Origin of the sequence: Rhodococcus sp. NyZ502, assembly GCF_041464245.1 — a bacterium.
Classification (GTDB): Bacteria; Actinomycetota; Actinomycetes; order Mycobacteriales; family Mycobacteriaceae; genus Rhodococcus_F; species Rhodococcus_F qingshengii.
Window position 1 is genome coordinate 597,501 of record NZ_CP167155.1, and the last position, 20,704, is coordinate 618,204.

A 20,704-nucleotide genomic window follows, 5' to 3' on the forward strand; every position below is an offset into this window, starting at 1 on the left:
GCCAAGCGATGGGGTGACGCAGGAAGGTAGCTGAGCCAGTCAGTGGTAATACTGGTGTAAGCGTGTAGGGCGTGACCTAGGCAAATCCGGGTCGCACATAGCCTGAGACGTGATGCGTAGCCGATTGAGGCGAATTCAGTGATCCTATGCTGCCGAGAAAAGCCTCTAGCGAGCTTTCACACGGCCCGTACCCCAAACCGACACAGGTGGTCAGGTAGAGAATACTAAGGCGATCGAGATAACTATGGTTAAGGAACTCGGCAAAATGCCCCCGTAACTTCGGGAGAAGGGGGGCCCTGTCTGGTGACGACATTTACTGTCTGAGCTGGGTGGGGCCGCAGAGACCAGTGAGAAGCGACTGTTTACTAAAAACACAGGTCCGTGCGAAGTCGTAAGACGATGTATACGGACTGACGCCTGCCCGGTGCTGGAAGGTTAAGAGGACCGGTTAGTTCCTTCGGGAGCGAAGCTGAGAATTTAAGCCCCAGTAAACGGCGGTGGTAACTATAACCATCCTAAGGTAGCGAAATTCCTTGTCGGGTAAGTTCCGACCTGCACGAATGGCGTAACGACTTCTCAGCTGTCTCAACCGTAGACTCGGCGAAATTGCATTACGAGTAAAGATGCTCGTTACGCGCGGCAGGACGAAAAGACCCCGGGACCTTCACTACAGCTTGGTATTGGTGTTCGGTTCGGTTTGTGTAGGATAGGTGGGAGACTGTGAAACGGTGACGCCAGTTATCGTGGAGTCGTTGTTGAAATACCACTCTGATCGAATTGGACCTCTAACCTCGGACCATGATCTGGTTCAGGGACAGTGCCTGGTGGGTAGTTTAACTGGGGCGGTTGCCTCCCAAAATGTAACGGAGGCGCCCAAAGGTTCCCTCAGCCTGGTTGGCAATCAGGTGTCGAGTGCAAGTGCACAAGGGAGCTTGACTGTGAGACTGACAGGTCGAGCAGGGACGAAAGTCGGGACTAGTGATCCGGCACCGGCAAGTGGAAGCGGTGTCGCTCAACGGATAAAAGGTACCCCGGGGATAACAGGCTGATCTTCCCCAAGAGTCCATATCGACGGGATGGTTTGGCACCTCGATGTCGGCTCGTCGCATCCTGGGGCTGGAGTAGGTCCCAAGGGTTGGGCTGTTCGCCCATTAAAGCGGCACGCGAGCTGGGTTTAGAACGTCGTGAGACAGTTCGGTCTCTATCCGCCGCGCGCGTTAGAAACTTGAGGAAGGCTGTCCCTAGTACGAGAGGACCGGGACGGACGAACCTCTGGTGTGCCAGTTGTTCCGCCAGGAGCACCGCTGGTTAGCTACGTTCGGAAGGGATAACCGCTGAAAGCATCTAAGCGGGAAGCCTGTTCCAAGATGAGGTTTCTCACCCCCTCGAGGGGGTAAGGCCCCCGGCAGACCACCGGGTTGATAGGCCAGAACTGGAAGTGCAGTAATGCATGCAGGTGACTGGTACTAATAGGCCGAGGACTTACCACAAAGAAGCTACGCGTCCACTGTGCGGTATCTGAAACAACACACAGATACTGATGAGAAACCCTGTTTTCTCCATCCCCCAACACCAGAAACTGGTGTTGACGGGTGGTGAAACCAGGTGATCAGAAGAAGGTTACTGTGACAGTTTCATAGAGTTACGGCGGTCATAGCGAAGGGGAAACGCCCGGTCCCATTCCGAACCCGGAAGCTAAGCCCTTCAGCGCCGATGGTACTGCACTCGACAGGGTGTGGGAGAGTAGGACACCGCCGAACACACATTAGAGAAGCCCCCCAACCAGTACTGGTTGGGGGGCTTTCTCGTACCCAAAACACCCCCCGAAACATCCCGTCGCCGGCACCCTCTGATCGAGTGAACGGTACGTTCGTCGCCTCAGATCGACCCAACGCACCGTTCACACCATCAGGGGCGCGAGCACAGCGGGCTCACCACCCCGTCCGGGAGCGAGCGAACGACACGCTCACCCTCTTAGGCGAGGGGAACGGTACGCTCACACCATCAGGGCAGGGCAGGGCAGGGCAGGGCAGGGCAGGGCAGGTGAGCGGATGGGCAGATCCGACAGGCGTTATCGCAGAGCTGCCTGTAGCACCTCGCAGAGCACGTCCAGCGTCCTCGAATACTGCGACTGCGTCGGCGTGCTGTAGCCGACGACGATGCCGTCACCGCCGACTGACGACACGTCGGGATGTCGGAAGACCGACAGCCCTTCGAGCCCGAGATCGCGCGCCCGGGCCGCTGCAAGAACAGATTGTTCGGTGCCGGAGGGCAGACGGATCACAGCGTGAAGTCCCGCGGAGATCCCCTCGACCCTGACCTGGGGTACTTGCTGCGCAAGTGTCGCGACCAGTTGATCGCGTCGTCGTCGGTACGAGGTGCGCATATTTCGAATATGGCTGTCGAATCTTCCGGATTCGATGAAGTCCGCCAAGGTCAATTGATCCGTTGAACTTACCCAGCGTTCGTAGGGTCCCTTTGTTGCGAGGACAGGTTCGATCAGCCTGTCCGGCAACACCATCCATCCGATGCGAATTGCCGGCGACAGTGTCTTGCTGACAGTGCCCAGGTACGCAACGTGCTGCGGTGCGATTCCTTGGAGTGCACCGACAGGTTTTCTGTCGTAACGGAATTCGCCGTCGTAATCGTCCTCGATGATGACGCCACCCGTAGTCGTGGCCCATTCGAGAGCGGTCGCGCGCCTCGCCGGTGTGAGGGGACCGCCGAGAGGGAACTGATGGGTCGGCGTCAGCAGAACACTCTCAGCAGATGTAGACGCCAATTCGTCTGTGCAAGTGCCTGATTGGTCAACCGATATGGGAACTGTCAGCAGCCCTTCGTCGGCGAGCAACTGCCGGTGCAGGTGAAGGCAGAAAGCGTCGACCGCAATCGTTCCTCCGAGTGCGCGGGCAAGGAGGGAGATCCCGTGACCCGAGCTGGCACTGATCACAATGCAGTTCGGATCGACGCGAACGCCTCTGGTGCGGCTCAGGTATGTGGTGAGGGCGTTTCGGAGTTCGGCTCGGCCTCTGGGATCAGTAGTCGCGAACGCGTCGGTCGGCGCGGTGGTCAAAGCACGTCTGGCGGACGAAATCCATGCAGCGCGGGGAAACGCCGACGCGTCGGGCGATCCAGGGAGAAGGCTGTAAGTCCAGCGTCGTCGAGTCGGTGATGGCTCGACCTCGCGGGTGTGTGTGCTGGCGAGCGTGGCGACCAGGGTCCCGGAACCAGGCCGTGTGACAAGCCACCCAGCTGCGGCGAGCTCGGCATAGCAGTCCGCAACGGTGTTTCGGGCAACTCCGAGGTCGAGCGCGAGGGTGCGGGAAGGTGGGAGTCTGGTGCCGGGCTTCAACAGTCCACTGTCGATCGCGTCGCGAAGGGTCTGAAGCAGTGCAGCGCGAACCCCGATTCCCTGTGGCAGCTCGATATGTAGATCGAACCCAAGATTGGCCCACGAATTCACCACCGGATTGAACCATGTTTCCGGGTCTTTCCGGGATTACCGTTTGAGTTATGACTACAGCAACAGGACAAAGACTGGATATCGCAAAGCTGGCGCCCGAGGTCTACAAGGCGATGATTGCGTTGGATGCCGCTGCACGCAAGGGGCTGGAGCCGACGCTCGTCGAGCTGGTCCTCACGCGTGCGTCGCAGCTGAATCATTGCGCATGGTGCCTGGACATGCACACTCGCGACGCCCGAAAGGTCGGCGTCACGGAGCAGAAGCTCTACCTACTGAACGCGTGGGAAGAAGCGCGAGGGATGTACTCCGATCGTGAACGAGCCGCGCTCGCCTTGACCGAGGCCGTGACAGTCCTCACCGACGGTTTCGTTCCGGACGAGGTGTACAGCGAGGCTGCCGGCGAATTCTCGGACGTGGAACTGGCTCAGCTCATCAGCGTCATTTTGACGATCAATGCGTGGAATCGCATTGCGGTTACCACGAGGAAGGCGCCTCCGGTCCGAGACTGATCCGAGGCCGTGCTCCGCTCTCCGGCAGGGCAGGGTTCCGCCGTCGGAGATCTGGATAATCGACGCAAAGAGGACCAAAAGATTGGTTCAGGGTGTGAACAAAACCAACAGATTCTTTGAATGTGAGGCAAATCACATAATGTGAGTGGAGATTGTTCTGGGGCATCTACAAGTTGCCCGAATCCCGACAAAGCAGTCTCGGTCGGAAGTTTCCGGCGAAGGGGTCCGCATAGCGGGCCCCTTCTTTTGCGCGCGAGCTGAAAACGCCCCTTCCTGTGAGTTTCCCCAGAATGTCCAAGTTACCGACTGGCTAGCGTTGGCGAAATGTCGGGAATGTCGCGGTTGGATGAGCAGATTTTGGGGGGATCGCGATTGTTGTGCGGTTGGACAATGGTTCAGTCATCTTCATGGCTAACTCGTCATCCGAATGTCCAAGCTGCGCCCTGGGTGCTCGACGATTGGGTGATCTTTCTTGAAACATGCACTACATTGCCATTCAGTAACTGGCTGATTGCCAAAAGTGATCGGCTGATCCTCTCGGAAGTGAGCGCTGGGTGGCGTGGTATTGGGAATCCCGGCAACCGTCCCGCTACCGAAATCTCTTGAAAGGGAAGCTTTGATGACTGTGTCTGGTTCACGGCGTAGGCCGCTTGTTCTCCGGCTCTCGCTAACTGCAGCTATTGCCGTAACGGTCGCCGGTAGTAGCGTTGCTTTTGCTTCGCCAGCTGTGTCCGCGCCGATGCCGGTGCGAACCGCGGCCGCTCCGGCGTTCACCGCCGGGTTGTGTGAGGGCACCGAGTACACGCCCTCGGAGCAGATGCTCGACATCTCCGGCATTCGGCTGGATCACTACAACGACGGCAACATCGTGCCGATGTACGGCACCACCGATCGGGGTACCTCGGCCGCGGTGGATGCTCCGGTCTGCGGTGTCCGCGACGTCGACGGAATTGCGAAGTCGGAATGGATGTACTGCACGGACTTCGATCTCGATCCGTGTGCCGGTGTCGACGAGAACGGTTTGCCGGTTGACAAGCACAACGACGAGATGGGTGCGACGGTGCCGTCTTCGGGCAATCCCGATCTGTCAGCCGACGATCTCGCTGTCATCAGTTGGTTGCTGCAGAATCCCGCCAAACTCGACGGTGTCGTTTCGGGAAATGGCAGCGAGGATTCACGTTCGGCGCGGCAGACGCTTGTGTGGTGTGTCTCGGACTACGACAATCCGCTGATGGCCGATTTCAAAAGCCTGTGCGACAGGAACATCGGCGACGACGAGCGAGCTCGCATCGTCGAGATCATGAACGTCACGCAGACGCTCGACCTCGTTCGCAAGACACCCGCGACGGGGACTCTGAAGGCCGGCGAGACTGCCGTTTTCACCCTGAATACGAATATGTACCGGAAGCCGATCACTGTTCAGTCCTCGGCGGGCACCGAACTGACCGTCTGTGGTGACAACGCCAAGGCGACGTTGACTGCAAACCAACTGACGGTCGACGGCCGCGGCGACGCACCGACTGCTGTTGATCTTTGCCTCACCGCTGCGGCCGGCGGGGACTACTCGGTGACTGCAAGCGTCATTCCGGATTCGGTCGAGAACCTGCACTGGAACACGGCAGGCGCACAGTGCCAGATCTTCGCGTCGTTCGACACCGTTCGGCCGGCTTCGATGAATGCATCTGCCAGCGTCGGATATGCAGCAGCACCCACGACGACACCGGCAACGAGCACACCGGCAACAACCACACCGGCAACGACCACACCGGCCACCACGACGCCTGCAACCCCGGTCGTGCCGATTGTTCCGATCGTGCCCATCGTGCCCATCGTGCCGATCGTGCCGGTCGTGCCTGTAGTTCCGGGTGCACCTGTTCCGTCGCAGCCGGTTGCAACTCCGGCGCCGTCGGCTCCGAAGCCGGCCACTGGCCCCCGCCCGGTTGCCATCGACGGTGGTGCTGCTGAACAGAATTCAGGCCGCAACGTCGCCGTCGCAGTGACGGGCCTCGGGCTTGTCGGAATGGCTGCTGCCGGAGCAGTTGCTCTCCGCCGCAAGCGATCCTGACACCAGGCACGTGTAGTAGACGTCGGCACCGATCACGCTTCGTGTGATCGGTGCCGACATTGATCAGACGCAGGGGGCGTCAATTCGCACGAGGTGCCGGGGGCGCCTCATCCCGCAGGAGACAGTTCGATGACCATGTACGAGTCGGATCCCAATCCATCCAATCCATACGACGATCCCAACCACGATCAGCCCGCGAGTCCAGGCAAAGGGCGTCGTGTCGCGTTCATTCTGGCTCTCATCGCGGTGTTGGTCGCCGGTGCTTCCATGGCCTTCGTCGGCCTGCGATCCTCCGATGGCGATGCTGCGATCCCGCCGAGTCCGGGAGTTGTCATGTCGCACTCCGCGAATCCGGCAACGCCTACGGATGCGTTGATGACTCCCAACACCCTTTCGCTCGACCCGGTCGGTGTTCAGGCGCCGATCGTGGACGCCACCGTGCCGGAAGGAGTTCTCACTCCGCCGGAGAACGTCAAGAACGTCGGAATCTGGCTCGACGGTGCATCTCTCGATTCCGCCACCGGCACGACCTTGATTGCCGGACACGTCAATCTGACCGGCCAGGGTAACGGCGCGCTGTTCGACCTGGGCACGATCGAGCCGGGTGAAGTGATCCGTACATCCGACGCGACGGGTAAGAGCACGTCGTGGAAGGTGACTGCGGTGACGACGCGCCCGAAGGCCGATGGTGTGGAGGAAAGCGTGCTGGCCGGCCCGGAAGGCCCTCGTAAGTTGGCAGTCGTAACCTGCGGCGGCGAACTGCAATTCGAGGACGGTGTGGGCAACTACGCCGACAACGTCTACCTGTACGCGGATCTGATGGTCTGAGACACAGGAATGATTCCGACGGTCCCCGATCCCTCTTCGTAGAGATCGGGGACCGCCTGTTGGATAGTGTCGCAGGTATGGATCTTCACTTGTCTGGAAAGCGTGCGATCGTTGCCGGTGGTAGCAAGGGGATCGGTCTGGCAATCGCCAGAGGTCTGGCCGCTGAAGGGGTCGACATCGCGATACTCGCGCGCACTGAGCGAACCGTCGTAAGCGTTGCACGAGATTTGGTTTCGGAGTTCGGAATTCGTGCGATCGGAGTCGTGACGGATACGCGAGACGACGACGCGGTTCAGGCGTCGGTGCGGCAAGTAGTAGAGGAGTTCGGCGGCGTCGACATTCTGGTCAACTCCGCAGCGACGCCGTTCAGCGCCGGAAAGCCGACGGATTTCGAGGCGACCACCGACGACGTCGTGCGAGACGAAGTCGAAGTGAAAGTGCTGGGGTACCTGCGAACTGCGCGCGCTGTGGCGCCGTATCTGATCGATCAGGGTTGGGGTCGGATCATCAACATCAGCGGTTTGGGTGCCAGACAGGCCACTTCGATCGCCCACACGATCCGCAACGTCAGTGTGTCTGCACTGACCAAGAATCTTGCGGACGAGCTGGGCCCCAAGGGAATCAACGTCACCGTCGTCCATCCGGGCGTGACGAGGACCGAGAGGTTGACCGCACGGATTACGCGCGAGTCGGAAGAATCCGGCCGCTCGCAGGCAGAGGTGGAGCGTGGTATCGCGACGAACTCGATACATCGGATCATCGATGCCGAAGAAGTAGCCGACGTCGTGACCTTCCTGACATCGCCGCGAAGCATCGCGATCACCGGTGACGCAGTGGCAGCGGGTGGAGGAGTGCCGGGGCCGGTCTACTACTGAAATTGTGCGTACTGCTACCTGCCGGCGGTGGTGACGATCGTGTGAACGCGTCCGCCGCCGAGTCTCTTGCTTTCGTACATCGCCGAATCGGCGACTTTCTGCATGTCCGTGAACGCTGCTGCGCGGTCTTCTCCGGCGACGAATTTGTGGGTACGCACGGCGATTCCGACGCTCGACGTCGATGGTATCTCGTCGGTATTCGAGTGCATTGCCGGTCCGATCGAGTTGAGCATCGGTCCGATGGCTGGCACAGAAAGTCTTTGGACGAGGATGAATTCGTCGCCGCCGATCCGCGCGACGACAGCATCGGCGTGTGCCCAGGCGGATAACCGCTGCGATACCCGGAGAATGATGCGATCGCCGACGTCGTGGCCGTGCACGTCGTTGATCGTCTTGAACCGGTCGATGTCGATCGCGATAACGAGTAGTGCCGCAGATTCTTGACGCTGGAACCCCTCGAGTACCTTCTCGACGTGGCGGTCGAGGCCACGACGGTTCAAGAGGCCGGTGAGAGGATCGAGGTCGGAACTGGAAGCATCCATGCTGAGCATCGTCAGCACGATCTGCGAGATGAATGCGCAGACCACCAACGCGGTGATGACGACCAGTACTTTCGAAACACCAAGGGCTGGATCGCGATCCGGCCCGAACAGAATTGGCTGCGCAGCCACCGCGATCACAAGAAGCGAAAAAGCTATGTGCGCGATCTGCAACTTCGGGTTGTGGAAGTAGGCGATGTAGATGCCGACCAGAGCAAAAATGACACAGGTGAGCAATCGTGCGAGCTGGGAGGAATCTCCAACGACGGAGATCGTGACCGCGATGTCGCAGAAGACCACGAAACCGAACGAGCGACGCTTTGTGGGGCCGAAGACCCACCATGAGACTCCGACTACGAAGCACGAGATCACGACAACAGTATTGAAGAACAGCGCAATCGTGCTTGTCGGACCGGCAGGGCTGAATCTGTTCAGTAGTGCGCACACTCCCAGTCCGATGACAATGATGCCAAGTAATAGCCGGGTGGCGGTCGTGAGGCCGTTGTCGCGGAGATAGCGAGTGAAGCGGTCGTATTGATCGGGAAGAATCAACCACTCGCGGGTCAGCGTCCTCATCGACTTCATCTGCGATGTCATGAGTGCATCAGTCCTCGAAGGCTGGAGCGTGCGCCATTCATCGCGAACTGATTCCTCTTCTGTCTGGCACCTTGCAATGCTAACTGGATCGATGCCGCATCGGACCGAGATGTTCGGATCGGCGACCCGGATGTCTGCGTTGCGCCAGCGTGGAGTATAAATACATCTTGTGTCTATGTTGTATTCCGCTTCCGAAACCGTCTTCCGCGAAGTCAAGGAGCTGATCCTTTCCGGCGAGCTCGCCGGCGGGGAGCTGATCAGTGAGGGTGACATCGCTGCACGGACCAATGTGAGCCGAACGCCGGTGCGTGAGGCGTTTCTGCGTCTCGAATCGGAAGGTTGGATGCGCCTCTATCCGAAGAAGGGGGCGCTGATCGTCCCGGTCGCGGATGGGGAAGCGGAACACGTAGTCAGTGCCAGACAGCTCGTCGAGACTCAGAGCGTTCGAGTGGTGTCGGTCCGACCGAACGCACGGGAAGCGCTTGTCGCAGCGTTGCGCGCGAATCTGATCGAGCAACGTGAGATTGCTGATCGCGGGGACGTGGCCGCGTTCAGCGCAATCGATGCAGACTTCCACAAGATGATCGTTGCCGCCGGTGGGAACCCTTTGCTCGACTCGTTCTACGCGAGTCTGCGCGACAGGCAACGACGGATGACAGCCCGGTCGATCTCACGCGACCCCGGCCAACTCTCGCGCATCCTTGCCGATCACACCGCGCTTACCGACCTCGTCGACACAGGCGATGCCGACGGATACAACACTGCCGTCCTCACACACATGCGCCAGGTCCACGGCCTCGGCTTCGAAGGAACTCTGTGATGAGCACCCAAACGATCGGCGCTGGGACCGCGGCCGAAACTCGTCTCGAGGGTGAACGCCTCTCCGGCGGAAAGTGGCTGTGGCTGACCGTTGCCGCCAGTATGTTCGCCGCTGCCTGGGGCGGAAACGAATTCACCCCACTGCTGGTGATGTACCGACTCGACCACGGCTATTCGCCGGTGATGGTCGATTTCTTCCTCTTCGCCTACGTCGTCGGAATTGTGCCGGCCCTGCTGCTCGGCGGCCCGCTGTCCGATCGATTGGGTCGACGCCCGATCATGCTCCCCGCGCCGATCATCGCGATCGCCGGTTCGACGCTGCTCGCTTTCGGGGCGGACTCCGCCGCTGCTCTCATCCTGGGAAGAATCCTCTGTGGCATCGCCTTGGGGATCGGTATGGCCGTCGGCGGCTCCTGGGTCAAGGAGTTGTCCACGCAATCTTGGGATCCGACGGCGTCGGAAGGCGCAGGTGCTCGGCGAGCAGCGATGAGTCTGACCGCGGGCTTCGCCTTGGGAGCGGGTGCTGCGGGAATCTTGGCGCAGTGGGCGCCCATGCCGAGTGTGTTGGCGTACGTGCTGCACATCGCGATCACCGTCCTCGCCGCCATGGCGCTGTGGCGTGCGCCCGAAACACGACCGGCACAGGCGAAATCCGACCGTCGCAGGTTGATCGACGACCTCAAGATCCCCTCGGCAGGTCACCGCAGATTCCTCTACGTCGTCGTTCCGTTGGCGCCGTGGGTGTTCGGTGCCGCCAGTGTCGCGTATGCAGTTATTCCGGCGCTCATGACCGGGCACAGTGGCGATGCGCCCGTGGCCTTTTCGGCTCTGCTGTGCATGGTCGCGCTGACATGCGGATTCGCGATTCAGTCGTTGGGGCGCAAGATCGACACCGACCGCAGTGCTCGTGGCGCCGTTGTGGCTCTGGTGTTTCTGGTGGTCGGTATGGCCGGTGCTGCTCTGGTTGCGTCGACGCTGACCGTGGCGATCGCGATCGTGGCTGCAGCGATCCTCGGTTGCGGGTACGGCATGGCACTGGTGTCCGGGTTGCTGGAGATCCAGCGAATCGCGGGGCCGGACGATCTGGCAGGATTGACCGCGGTGTTCTACTCGATCACCTACATCGGGTTCGCGGTGCCTGCGTTGCTGGCGATGCTGTCGGAAAGCATTCCGGCACTGAGCTACACGGTGACTCTGCTGTTCGGATCAGCCGCCGCCGCTGCCTGCTTGATTCTGATTCTCTTCAAGTCGCGTTCACATCTTCCGAGCGCGTGAAGCCGGCCCGCCGACTCCTGCGAGAGTCGGCGGACCGGGGCGAAATCACGCGTCTACGGTTGCGGAACCGTTTTCCGAATTGTGGACCGAATTGTGTACCGAACCAGCCGGAACCGATGCGGTCTTGTTCAGGCCGTTGAGCAAACCGGTGATATCGACGCCTGAGCTTTCGAGAGTTTCGATGACACCGGCAATCACCTGGGGACTGATGCCCAGGATCGAGCCGATCGAACCCTGCGCCCCGTCGCTTCCGCCGACGATGGAGATCCGATCGATGTCGCCGACCGGCTTCGCTGCTGCTGCGGTGGCGTCGACCAGTGCTGCCAGAACGTCAGGCAGAGTGAGCAACTGCGCGGCCTGCGGGGTGTAGGAATTGAGCGCCTCGGCGATCTGACGCTTACCGGCAGCCTCGGCTTCGAGCTTGGCGCGCAAACCATCCGCTTCGGCCTGCTGTTCGGCGCGAACGGCGTCGGCCGCTACCTTGCGGCCGTCAGCTTCGGCTTCCAGACGTGCTCGAAGGCCGTCGGCATCAGCCTGCTGCTCGGAGCGAACAGCGTCGGCGACGAGCTTTCGTGCATCGGCCTGAGCCCCGCCGGCCTGCCTTGCTGACTCGGCCTGTGCCTGGGCGCGGAGGATCGCGGCCTGTCGCTCACCCTCTGCGCGTGCGATGGAGGCTTGGCGTTCGGCCTCGGCCGGTGCAATGACATCTGCCTGCAATGCCGCTTCCGATTGCTGGGCGCGACGACGCTCGACCTCGGTGCGAGCTTCGACGCGGGCCGCCTCGGCCTGCTCACGTGCGATGCCGACGGCCTTCTCGGCCGTTGCCTGCGCGAGTGGTCCGGCCTGGTCGGCTTCGGCGTTCTCGGCTTCGGTCTGTGCTCGAAGGCGAGCGAGTTCGACGTCGCGCTTCTGATTTGCACTCGCGATCGCAGTGTCGGCCTCGGCCTGTGCGACGGAGCCTGCCTGTCGCGCCTTTGCCGACTGGATCTGCGAATCACGCTCTGCTTCAGCAGTTCCGATCGCGGCATCACGTTTGACCTCGGCGATGCGGCGCTGACCGAGCGATTCGAGATAGCCGTTGAAGTCGGAGATTCCCGCGATCTTGATGACATCGACTTCCATGCCGATGCGGGCGAGGTCGCCGCCTGCCTCCTCGACCACGCTGCGCGCGAGCGAATCGCGGTTGGAGTTCAGATCCTCGACCGTCATGGTCGCGGTGATTCCGCGCAGGCTGCCGGCGAGGATTTCGTTGATCTGCTGCTGGAGTTCGTCCAGGTCGGAGGTCAGGAATCGTTGCACCGCTGTCTGAACTGCTTCGTCCGCGGAACCGATTCGTACCAGGCCGACTGCCTCGACGTTGACCGGAACACCGTCGTTGGAGAGCGCATTCTTGAGATTGATGCTGACGTTGAACGGCTCGAGCGACATGATGTCGACGCGTTCGATTCCCGGAATCTTGAACCGGGCTCCGCCGCGGACGACTTTCGGCTTGCCTCGTCCGGTGAAGACCGCCACTTCGTTCGGCGGGACCTTGACGTAGTTCTTCACGTAGATCGCGGGGAGAACGATGAAGATGATTACTGCGACTACAACCGCAATGATGATGATTGGCAGCATGTATCGAGTCCTTAGATCGCGTCGTCAACCGTGACGACGTGAAGGTATTGATCGTCTACATCGGCGATGTAGACGGTGGTGCCGGTGGTGAGCGCCATCGGCTGTGCACTGACGGCCTTGGCCTGCACGCGATTGCCTTCGGCGTCGACGAACGAGACTTCTCCCCAACCTTCGGCTGCAATGGTGAGGGTGACCGTGCCCAACAGCCCGGAGTACGAAGCTCGTCCGATGTGCGAATTATCTTGTTGCTTAATGAGATAGGGGAGAAGTAGGCCGCGCGTGACGACAACGAGAACGGCGGCGAGTGCGAGTGCTGCAATCGCCGCTACCCATGTCGGAGCGTCCGCGAGAGTGGCAGCTACGCCGCCGGCGCCGAAGCCGAAAAGTGCTGTGGCCAAGGTTGTCAGGCTCAGAAATGGCAGCCCGTCTGCGTGGCCGCCGCCCAGATCTGCAACCTCGCCGACGGCAAAGGCTCCGATCAGGGCGACGACCCCGATCACGAAACATATTGTGAATACAACGAACATCGATCCCCCGATCTACCTGTCGAGGAAGCGTGCCCTGAGAATTGTGTTGTCGGGGTCGTCCCTCGGCCCACCTCTATAGTAAAGGTAAGACAAAGCTAATCGGCGCATTCGGAATGTTTCGGCGTGGTGATATCGCGGTGAGAGAGCGTCAGAGACGAGGCAGAGAGCGCTGATTCAGCCATGCATCCCACAGTGGGCGCAATGGAGTGTCGGTGAAACGTGAAGCGAGATCGGTGAATTGCTCGGTACTGACCGTGCTGTGCCGATGCTTCGTGGTCCACTGACGGATCAGTTCGAAGAACTTCTCGTCTCCGAGAACGCCGCGCAGGGCGTGCAGAGTCAATGCGCCCCGCTTGTAGATTCGATCGTCGAACATCAGGGCAGGACCGGGATTGGCGACGATCAAGTCCTGAGATTTACGCCCGAGCCCTTGATAGGCGTTTGTCGCGAGTTGGTTCGAGGACGGGCCACCGGAATTCTCGGACCAGATCCACTCCGCGTAACAGGCAAAGCCTTCGTGCAGCCAGATGTCGCACCACTGCCCGAGAGTGAGGCTGTTGCCGAACCATTGATGGGCAAGCTCGTGTGCGACAAGACGTTCGGAACCGCGCCTGCCCGTGCAGTGGTTGGCTCCGAAGATCGAGAGTCCCTGCGCTTCGATGGGGATTTCGAGTTCGTCGTCGGTGACCACAGCGGTGTAGTCGGCAAAGGGATACGGGCCGAACAGCTTTCCGAAGACCTCCAGCATCTGGGGTTGGCGCCCGAAGTCGACGTCGAACGCTGCTCGCAGCCGAGGTGGGTGAACGGCGAAGACCGGTACCGGCCCGGCGCTCACTTGTCGGTGCTCGTACTGACCGATCTGAATGGTTGCCAGGTAGGTTGCCATCGGTTCGGTCTGCTCGTAGACCCACGTCGTCTGACTCGCACGGGTCTGCTTGCGGATCAGCTTGCCGTTGGCGAGGGCATAGAACGGGGAATCGGTGGTGATCGAGATTCGGTACGACGCTTTGGAAATCGGATGGTCGTCGCACGGGAACCAGGACGCCGCGCCGTTGGGCTGACTTGCGACCAAAGTTCCTTCGTCGAGTTCCTCCCAGCCGACTTCGCCCCACAGGCTCTTGATCGGCTCGGGGTTGCCGCTGTACGCGATGGTGACCGACAGGGCACCGCCCGCGGGGATCTTGGTAGACGGCGTGAGGATCAGCTTGTTGTTCAAGTGCGCGTACTTGGTGCCGCGGGCACCGTTGACGGACACCTTGGACACCTGCAGGTTCTGTGCGAGGTCGAAGCTGAACTTGGATCGGCTCTCGGTGGTGACAGCGGTGATGACAGCTTTGCCGGCGAGACGGTTGCTGAAGACCTTGTACGTCAGTTCCAGTTCGTACCGGGACACGCGGTACCCGCGGTTGCCGTTGAGCGGCAGGTACGGATCGATCGGCTCCTCGAGCATTCGGTTCGGCTTCACGACGCCACCCACGGTGCAATCGGGTTGCCCTGCCAGCGGGTGGAGGGCGGAACGGTGTCACCTCGCATCACCAGAGATGCAGGCCCTACCGTCGCTCCCGCGCCGATGCCGGCTGCGGGTAGCGCGACACAGTGCGGTCCCAGCGTTGCTCCTGCTCCCAAAGTGACGGTGTCCATGGACATGATCCGATCATGGAAGAGATGAGTTTGCACGACGCACCCCCGTTCCACTGTCGCTCCGTCGCCCAAAGTCACAAGATCTGCCTCGGGTAGCCAGTACGACTCACACCAAACGCCCTTACCGATCTTGGCCCCGAGTCCACGCAAGAAGATGTTCAGTACGGCCGTACCAGTCGCCGCGCGAGCGAACCACGGCGCCGCGACGGTCTCGACGAAGGCGTCGGCTACCTCGTTTCGCCAGACGAACGAACTCCACAGCGGATGCTCGACCTTGGCGATGCGCCCGACGACGATCCACTTGGCGGCGATGGTGATCGCGCCCGCCACTGCTCCGGCGACGAGCAGAATTACGCCGCTCAACAGAGCCGCGAACCAGAATCCGACGGCGCCGACCAGTGCTTCGAGTGCAAACAGAACACCGAGACCGATGCCGAACGTGACCATCACGGGGATCAGTCGGCAGGTTTCGACCACTCCGCGGGCGATCTTGAGTCGCATCGGCGGATTGAACGTGCGGGCGGCGTCGGTGTCCCCGGCAGCCCTTCTCAGACGTACCGGTGGACTACCCAGCCACGATGATCCGGACTTGGCCTTGGACGGGGTAGCCGACAGAACCGCCACGAGACCGTTCTTGGGGACGCGTCGACCGGGGGCGGTCATACCGGAGTTGCCGAGGAACGCACGCTTGCCGATCTTGGCCTGTTCGATGTGCATCCAGCCGCCGCCGAGGCCGTAGCTCGCAACCATGGTGTCGTCGGCGAGGAATGCGCCGTCGGCGACCGTCGTGAACTTGGGAAGGAGGAGCACGGTGGATGCTTCGACGTTCTTGCCGATCTTGGCGCCGAGGAGGCGGAGCCATCCCGGCGTCAGCAGGCTCGCGTAGAGCGGGAAGAGGAAGGTTCTGGCCGAGTCGAGCAGGCGTTCGGTCGCCCACACCTGCCAGCCGATGCGGCTGCGGACAGGGTGGTAGCCGGGGGTCAGCCCGATCGAGAGAAGACGAACGGCCACAAGGGTGATGACTGCGAAGACGAGCAAACTCAGGATGGTCGCGACGGGAAGCATGATCAGCGATTGGAGCACTGCACTCGCGAGCGTGTCGGTGTCGCGGATCCACCAACCGATCAAGGCGATTCCGGCCATCAGAGCGAAGATCGGCATACCGGCCAGGAAGACCGAGGTGACGCCGTATACCGGCACCCAGCCGGGTGCGCGCTTCGGATGTTCGGCCGGCCAAGGATGATTCGCTTTCCCGACCTTGGTGGCGGGGGAGCCGGCCCACTGCTGGTTTGCCTTCACTCGGCCGAACACCGCAGATCCGGGTTCGACGACGGCGTCGCGACCGATACGCGCGCCGGGCAGAAGCGTCGAGCGTGAACCGACGGAGGCGCCGTCGCCGATCTTGATCTCGCCGATGTGAATGACGTCGCCGTCGATCCAGTGGCCGGAGAGGTCGACTTCGGGTTCGACGGAGCAGCCGTCACCGAGTTCGAGCATGCCGGTGATGGGAGGAAGTGTGTGGAGATCGACGCCGCTGCCGATGTCGGCGCCGAGGGCGCGGGCGTAGTAGAGCATCCACGGTGCGCCCGAAAGGTTTGCTGCGCCACTGGCTTCGGTGAGTCGGAGCGCTATCCACAGACGCAGGTGTTCACTACCACCTCGCGGGTACGTTCCTGGCTCCAACTTGCGTAGGAGCAGGCGCGCCCCGACGACGGCGATGGTCATACGGCCGATCGGCGTGATGAACACGATGAACGCCAACAGGATCCACCACCACGAGACCGTGGGCGCCCAGCTGACGTCGACGAACCAGCCGAGGACGTTGTTCGCGATCGCCAGCCACGTCACCCACTGCAGTCCGGTGAGCGTCGTGAGCGGAACGGTGACGGCGATCTGCGCGAGCTGAGTCTTCAAGGGTGTCGGAGCGACGATGCGCGGCTCCACAGTTTCGGTGGGTGCCAATTCGTCGAGATATTCGGCGAGCGATCCCAACCGTGGGTGGTCGTAGAGCTGTGCGACGGTCACTTCGGGGAACCGCTCGCGCAGGGCGGTCACCAACTGAGCCGCAGAGAGGGATCCGCCGCCCACTTCGAAGAAGTCGTCGTCGAGTCCGGTGATCTGCGCGCCCAGGATCGATCCCCACAGGCCGGCAACCCAGGCAGCGGTGCCGTCGAGGCCCAACGCGGCCCCCGCATCTTCACCGGCGCCGGGCAAGGGCCACGGCAGCGCATTGCGGTCGACCTTGCCTGACGTACGCGTCGGAAGTTCGTTCATCAACGCCAGACGCGGCACGAGGGCTGCTGGTAGCTGCTCGCTGAGCAGCGCATGAGCGGCCTTGAGATCGAAGTCGGGATCCGTGCTGGCGATGTATCCGACGAGGAGCTGGTTGCCGGCTGCAGTCTTCTTCACGGCTGCGGCAGCGCCGCTCACGCCCGGCAGGTTCTGCAAGGCGTTGTCGACCTCACCGAGTTCGATGCGCCTGCCGCCGAGCTTGACCTGATCGTCCGCGCGGCCCTGGAACATCAGGCCGGTGGTCTCGAGCCGGACCAGGTCGCCGCTTCGGTAGGCGCGATCCCACCCGAGCGAGGGCATCGACGCGTACTTCTCGGCGTCCTTCGCGGGATCGAGGTAACGGGCGAGGCCGACGCCGCCGATCACCAGCTCGCCCACCTCACCGACCGCGACGGGATTGCTCTGGGCGTCGACGACGGCAAGGTCCCAGCCGTCGAGGGGGAGGCCGATGCTGACGGGGCTCTTGCCGTCCATCAGTGCGCCGCAGGCGACGACGGTTGCCTCGGTGGGGCCGTAAGTGTTCCAGACCTCGCGGCCCTCGACGGCCAGGCGCTCTGCCAGTTCGGGTGGGCAGGCTTCGCCGCCGAAGATCAGGAGTCGAACGGCTTCGAGGGCCTCGGCCGGCCACAGAGACGCAAGCGTCGGCACAGTGGAGACGATGCTGACGTCACGCGAGACCAGCCACGGGCCGAGGTCCATGCCGCTGCGAACCAGTGAACGAGGCGCCGGGACGAGGCAGGCGCCGTGACGCCACGCGAGCCACATCTCCTCGCAGGACGCGTCGAATGCCACGGACAGCCCCGCGAGGACGCGGTCACCAGGCCCGATGGGCTCGTCCTGGAGGAACATGCGCGCCTCGGCGTCGACGAACGCCGCGGCATTGAGGTGAGTGACCGCGACGCCTTTGGGGGTGCCGGTGGATCCTGAGGTGAAGATGATCCAGGCGTCGTCCTCGGGTTCGGGTTCGCGAACCGGTGGATGTTCGAGCCGCTTCGGCGCCGTCCCCGGCTGGATTCCGTCGCCGGTGATGATTGCCGCTACCTGCGCCTCGCCGAACACCAACTCGGCGCGCTCTTCCGGATCGTCGGCGTCGACGGGAACGTAGGCGGCGCCCGCCGCGAGGATCGACAGGATCGCCACGTACAGCGAACGCGAACCTGACGGCATCCTGATTCCGACGCGGTCACCTGCGCCGACGCCGGCATCACCGAGCCAGCGCGCACCGAGCTCGATCTCGTCGAGCAACTCCGAGTACGACAGTGTGGTGTCGCCGTCGTCGATGGCAGGTGCTTCCGGGTTGGCCTCGGCTGAGGCCCGCACGATGTCGATGAGCGTGCGCGGCGCAGGTGCATGCGCCGACCGTAGGAATACGGACGGAATCCCGAAAGATTGTTCCGTCTCCGACTGCGACTGGAGTGGCAAACCCGTTGGTCCTGTTCTACTCACGAAACTTAGAGTCCTGCGAACTGTCGAGTTGAAAGTCTCATGACAAGTTTGCGAGTTGGTGAACAGATATGCCTAATGCAACATGCCGAACGTGCCGGTCAGTCCGTACTGGCAGCTTGCGCGTGGCCTTCTGCCGAGTCGGCGAACTCGGGTGTGTCGAACACCTCTCCGCCCAGCGGATCGACGACCTTCGATTCCTCGGAGAAGTCGACGGCGCCGGTATCCGGGTCGATGTTGACCGCATGGGCGGGAACTTCGTGGACCGCGACGAGCATGTGGGCGTCGGAGGGATCCGTCATGATTCCGCTTTGTGACGGGGTCAGCCCGGCGAAGGTCGACGAGATCTTCAGATCGCGGAGCCGCTTTTCGGTGGGTTGCGGAACGTCGGTCGATGCCGAGGCATTTGTAGAAACCCGCAGGTAGCGTGGTGCCGACGCGACCTCGTATCGGAATGCCTTCAGCATCGACAGACATGCCAGCACCATGATGACCGAGAACGGTACCGCCGTGGCGATGGCAACGGTTTGCAGCGCCGTGAGCGATCCACTGCCACCCACGATGAGGAGAACTGCGGCCGCGGCACCGGAGAGGAACGTCCAGTAGACACGCGTGATCTTGGAGGTCTCCAAGCTGCCACCGGTCGCGAGGATGTCGATGACGATCGAGCCGGAGTCCGCGGACGTGACGAAGAAGAACACGATCACGACGATCGCGAGAACACTCGAAATCGTTCCGAGCGGAAGTCCGTCGAGAAGCGTGAACAACGACGTGTTGGTGTCCACTGCGCCGGATGCGTCGAGCATCGTGCCCTCGTTGCGCTGACGCAGAATGCCGGAGTTACCGAAGATCGTGAACCACAACGAACCGACCAGCGTCGGGGCCAGCAGCACACCGAAGACGAATTCGCGGATGGTGCGGCCGCGTGAGATGCGCGCGATGAACATGCCGACGAACGGTGCCCAGCTCATCCACCAACCCCAGTAGAAGATGGTCCATGCGCCCTGCCAGCCGTCTTCGGCGAACGGGGACGTACGCAGCATCAGTTCGGGCAAGGCCTGGACGTATCCGCCGAGGTTCTGCACCCACGACTGCATGAGGAACAGCGTCGGTCCCAGAATCAGGACGAACAGTGCCAGCGCGGCAGCGAGCATCATGTTGATGTTGGAGAGCCACTTGAGGCCCTTGGTGACGCCGGAGACGACCGAGAAGGTGGCCATGCCCGTCACGATGACGATGATGGTGATGACCAACCAGTTGTCGGTCTCCACCCAGCCGAGGTAGTCGAGGCCGGCCGAGATCTGCTGGACACCGAAGCCCAGCGACGTCGCGACACCGAACAGCGTGCCGACGATGGCGACGACGTCGATGGCGTGGCCGATCTTTCCTTCGATGCGAGCCCGTCCGAGGAGCGGCTCGAGCAACCAACGGATCGAGAGCGGACGACCCTTGCGGTAGGTCATGTACGCCAGACCAAGGCCGACGACGACGTAGATCGCCCATGCATGAAGGCCCCAGTGGAACAGCGTCAGTTCCATCGCTTGATTGGCTGCGGCGTCCGTGGATCCCGCGATCTGCCCGGCGACGGGAGGGTTCACATAGTGCGAAAGGGGTTCTGCCACTCCGTAGAACACGAGGCCGATGCCCATCCCGGCGCTGAAGAGCATCGCGAACCACGAGAGCATGCCGAACTCGGGCTGCTCGTCGTCACGTCCCAATCGGATGTTGCCGATGCGGCTGATTCCGCAGTACAGTGCAAAGATCACGAAACCGGTAGCCGAGAGGATGTACCACCAGCCGACGCCGTCGCTGATCGCGTTGTTGAGAGTTTCGAAAGCATCCGCAGCGGTTCCCGCATAGATCACGGCAAAGGCGATCAGGGCAAAGATCACTATCGACGCGGGGATGAACACGGGTTTCCGTAGTTCACGCCACGCAGTTTTGACCGCAGTCATTCCACTCCTCGAACGTTCAGGCATTCACAGCGCCCATACGGGCAGCCACGTGTCACGCGTAGGTGGGCGTTGCGCTCACACCATCGCAGGTCAAGACCGGGCTATTGCTTTGAAATTCAACGTAACGTCAAGTTTCGGTCAACTCAACTGGACGAAAGATGCTGCACTGTCGCGAAAGTTCTCACTGGATACCGTAGCTCCGGTTGTAAATCGTTGGGTAATAGTGGCATTGGGCCATGAGTGGAATGCTGAACGGCGA

Annotated in this window: 13 protein-coding genes and 2 rRNA genes (1 of these 15 running past the window's edge); 8 read left to right on the forward strand and 7 right to left on the reverse strand. The window is 61.7% G+C overall.

Annotated features, from left to right (window positions below; all coding sequences use genetic code 11):
* Together ACBG85_RS02830 and rrf are read left to right on the forward strand one after the other, a co-directional pair.
* Positions 1 to 1,490 (forward strand): 23S ribosomal RNA (locus ACBG85_RS02830) (it extends 1,645 nt beyond the left edge of the window).
* Positions 1,491 to 1,643: 153 nt separating this feature from the next.
* Positions 1,644 to 1,760, forward strand: a 5S ribosomal RNA gene (gene rrf, locus ACBG85_RS02835).
* Positions 1,761 to 2,071: 311 nt separating this feature from the next.
* Here the strand turns inward: rrf and ACBG85_RS02840 are convergent.
* A complete protein-coding gene (locus ACBG85_RS02840) occupies positions 2,072 to 3,466 on the reverse strand; it encodes a PLP-dependent aminotransferase family protein (protein WP_372026120.1) in 1,395 nt (464 codons plus the stop codon).
* A gap of 47 nt (positions 3,467 to 3,513) precedes the next feature.
* Here ACBG85_RS02840 and ACBG85_RS02845 point away from each other — a divergent pair, with 47 nt between their 5' ends.
* The 4 genes from ACBG85_RS02845 to ACBG85_RS02860 all read left to right on the forward strand — a co-directional run bounded on the left by ACBG85_RS02845 (position 3,514) and on the right by ACBG85_RS02860 (position 7,740).
* A complete protein-coding gene (locus ACBG85_RS02845) occupies positions 3,514 to 3,972 on the forward strand; it encodes a carboxymuconolactone decarboxylase family protein (RefSeq protein ID WP_007727180.1) in 459 nt (152 codons plus the stop codon).
* Between the two features lie 619 nt (positions 3,973 to 4,591).
* A complete protein-coding gene (locus ACBG85_RS02850; protein WP_372026124.1) occupies positions 4,592 to 6,037 on the forward strand; it encodes a hypothetical protein in 1,446 nt (481 codons plus the stop codon).
* 129 nt (positions 6,038 to 6,166) lie between these two features.
* Positions 6,167 to 6,865: a class F sortase gene (locus ACBG85_RS02855; RefSeq protein WP_372026126.1), complete on the forward strand. Its 699-nt coding sequence runs from the start codon at positions 6,167 to 6,169 to the stop codon at positions 6,863 to 6,865.
* Positions 6,866 to 6,942: 77 nt separating this feature from the next.
* Positions 6,943 to 7,740 carry an SDR family NAD(P)-dependent oxidoreductase gene (locus ACBG85_RS02860; protein ID WP_372026129.1) on the forward strand — a complete coding sequence of 266 codons (798 nt, stop codon included), beginning with the start codon at positions 6,943 to 6,945 and terminating at the stop codon, positions 7,738 to 7,740.
* A gap of 14 nt (positions 7,741 to 7,754) precedes the next feature.
* On the opposite strand, the gene ACBG85_RS02865 is transcribed toward ACBG85_RS02860, so the two are convergent.
* Positions 7,755 to 8,876: a GGDEF domain-containing protein gene (locus tag ACBG85_RS02865; RefSeq protein WP_007727167.1), complete on the reverse strand. Its 1,122-nt coding sequence runs from the start codon at positions 8,874 to 8,876 to the stop codon at positions 7,755 to 7,757.
* A gap of 175 nt (positions 8,877 to 9,051) precedes the next feature.
* On the opposite strand from ACBG85_RS02865, the gene ACBG85_RS02870 reads away from it, so the two are divergent.
* Positions 9,052 to 9,696, forward strand: a complete 645-nt coding sequence (locus ACBG85_RS02870; RefSeq protein WP_054782145.1) for a GntR family transcriptional regulator — start codon at positions 9,052 to 9,054, stop codon at positions 9,694 to 9,696.
* Entirely contained in the window at positions 9,696 to 10,970 is a 1,275-nt protein-coding gene (locus ACBG85_RS02875; RefSeq protein ID WP_372026132.1) for an MFS transporter, read from the forward strand. Before ACBG85_RS02870 ends, ACBG85_RS02875 begins: the two co-directional genes overlap by 1 nt.
* Positions 10,971 to 11,015: 45 nt before the next feature.
* On the opposite strand, the gene ACBG85_RS02880 is transcribed toward ACBG85_RS02875, so the two are convergent.
* The 5 genes from ACBG85_RS02880 to ACBG85_RS02900 form a co-directional block, all read right to left on the reverse strand.
* A complete protein-coding gene (locus ACBG85_RS02880; protein WP_050655914.1) occupies positions 11,016 to 12,587 on the reverse strand; it encodes a flotillin family protein in 1,572 nt (523 codons plus the stop codon).
* A gap of 11 nt (positions 12,588 to 12,598) precedes the next feature.
* Positions 12,599 to 13,114, reverse strand: a complete 516-nt coding sequence (locus ACBG85_RS02885; RefSeq protein ID WP_372026135.1) for a hypothetical protein — start codon at positions 13,112 to 13,114, stop codon at positions 12,599 to 12,601.
* Between the two features lie 148 nt (positions 13,115 to 13,262).
* Positions 13,263 to 14,564, reverse strand: a complete 1,302-nt coding sequence (locus tag ACBG85_RS02890; RefSeq protein ID WP_050655931.1) for a M1 family metallopeptidase — start codon at positions 14,562 to 14,564, stop codon at positions 13,263 to 13,265.
* An 11-nt stretch (positions 14,565 to 14,575) separates the two neighbouring features.
* Positions 14,576 to 18,469, reverse strand: a complete 3,894-nt coding sequence (locus ACBG85_RS02895; protein WP_218695590.1) for a Pls/PosA family non-ribosomal peptide synthetase — start codon at positions 18,467 to 18,469, stop codon at positions 14,576 to 14,578.
* 122 nt (positions 18,470 to 18,591) lie between these two features.
* Positions 18,592 to 20,445 (reverse strand): BCCT family transporter, encoded by a 1,854-nt coding sequence (locus ACBG85_RS02900; protein ID WP_209448302.1) that lies wholly within the window; start codon positions 20,443 to 20,445, stop codon positions 18,592 to 18,594.
* Between the last annotated feature and the right edge of the window lie 259 nt (positions 20,446 to 20,704).

Bases quoted from the DNA above. Each gene is read 5' to 3' on its own strand.
- ACBG85_RS02880 (WP_050655914.1), bottom strand. From the start codon at position 12,587: ATGCTGCCAATCATCATCATTGCGGTTGTAGTCGCAGTAATCATCTTC.
- ACBG85_RS02855 (WP_372026126.1), top strand. From the start codon at position 6,167: ATGACCATGTACGAGTCGGATCCCAATCCATCCAATCCATACGACGAT.
- ACBG85_RS02850 (WP_372026124.1), top strand. From the start codon at position 4,592: ATGACTGTGTCTGGTTCACGGCGTAGGCCGCTTGTTCTCCGGCTCTCG.
- ACBG85_RS02845 (WP_007727180.1), top strand. From the start codon at position 3,514: ATGACTACAGCAACAGGACAAAGACTGGATATCGCAAAGCTGGCGCCC.
- ACBG85_RS02865 (WP_007727167.1), bottom strand. From the start codon at position 8,876: ATGACATCGCAGATGAAGTCGATGAGGACGCTGACCCGCGAGTGGTTG.
- ACBG85_RS02890 (WP_050655931.1), bottom strand. From the start codon at position 14,564: ATGCTCGAGGAGCCGATCGATCCGTACCTGCCGCTCAACGGCAACCGC.
- ACBG85_RS02860 (WP_372026129.1), top strand. From the start codon at position 6,943: ATGGATCTTCACTTGTCTGGAAAGCGTGCGATCGTTGCCGGTGGTAGC.
- ACBG85_RS02870 (WP_054782145.1), top strand. From the start codon at position 9,052: ATGTTGTATTCCGCTTCCGAAACCGTCTTCCGCGAAGTCAAGGAGCTG.
- ACBG85_RS02885 (WP_372026135.1), bottom strand. From the start codon at position 13,114: ATGTTCGTTGTATTCACAATATGTTTCGTGATCGGGGTCGTCGCCCTG.
- ACBG85_RS02875 (WP_372026132.1), top strand. From the start codon at position 9,696: ATGAGCACCCAAACGATCGGCGCTGGGACCGCGGCCGAAACTCGTCTC.
- ACBG85_RS02900 (WP_209448302.1), bottom strand. From the start codon at position 20,445: ATGACTGCGGTCAAAACTGCGTGGCGTGAACTACGGAAACCCGTGTTC.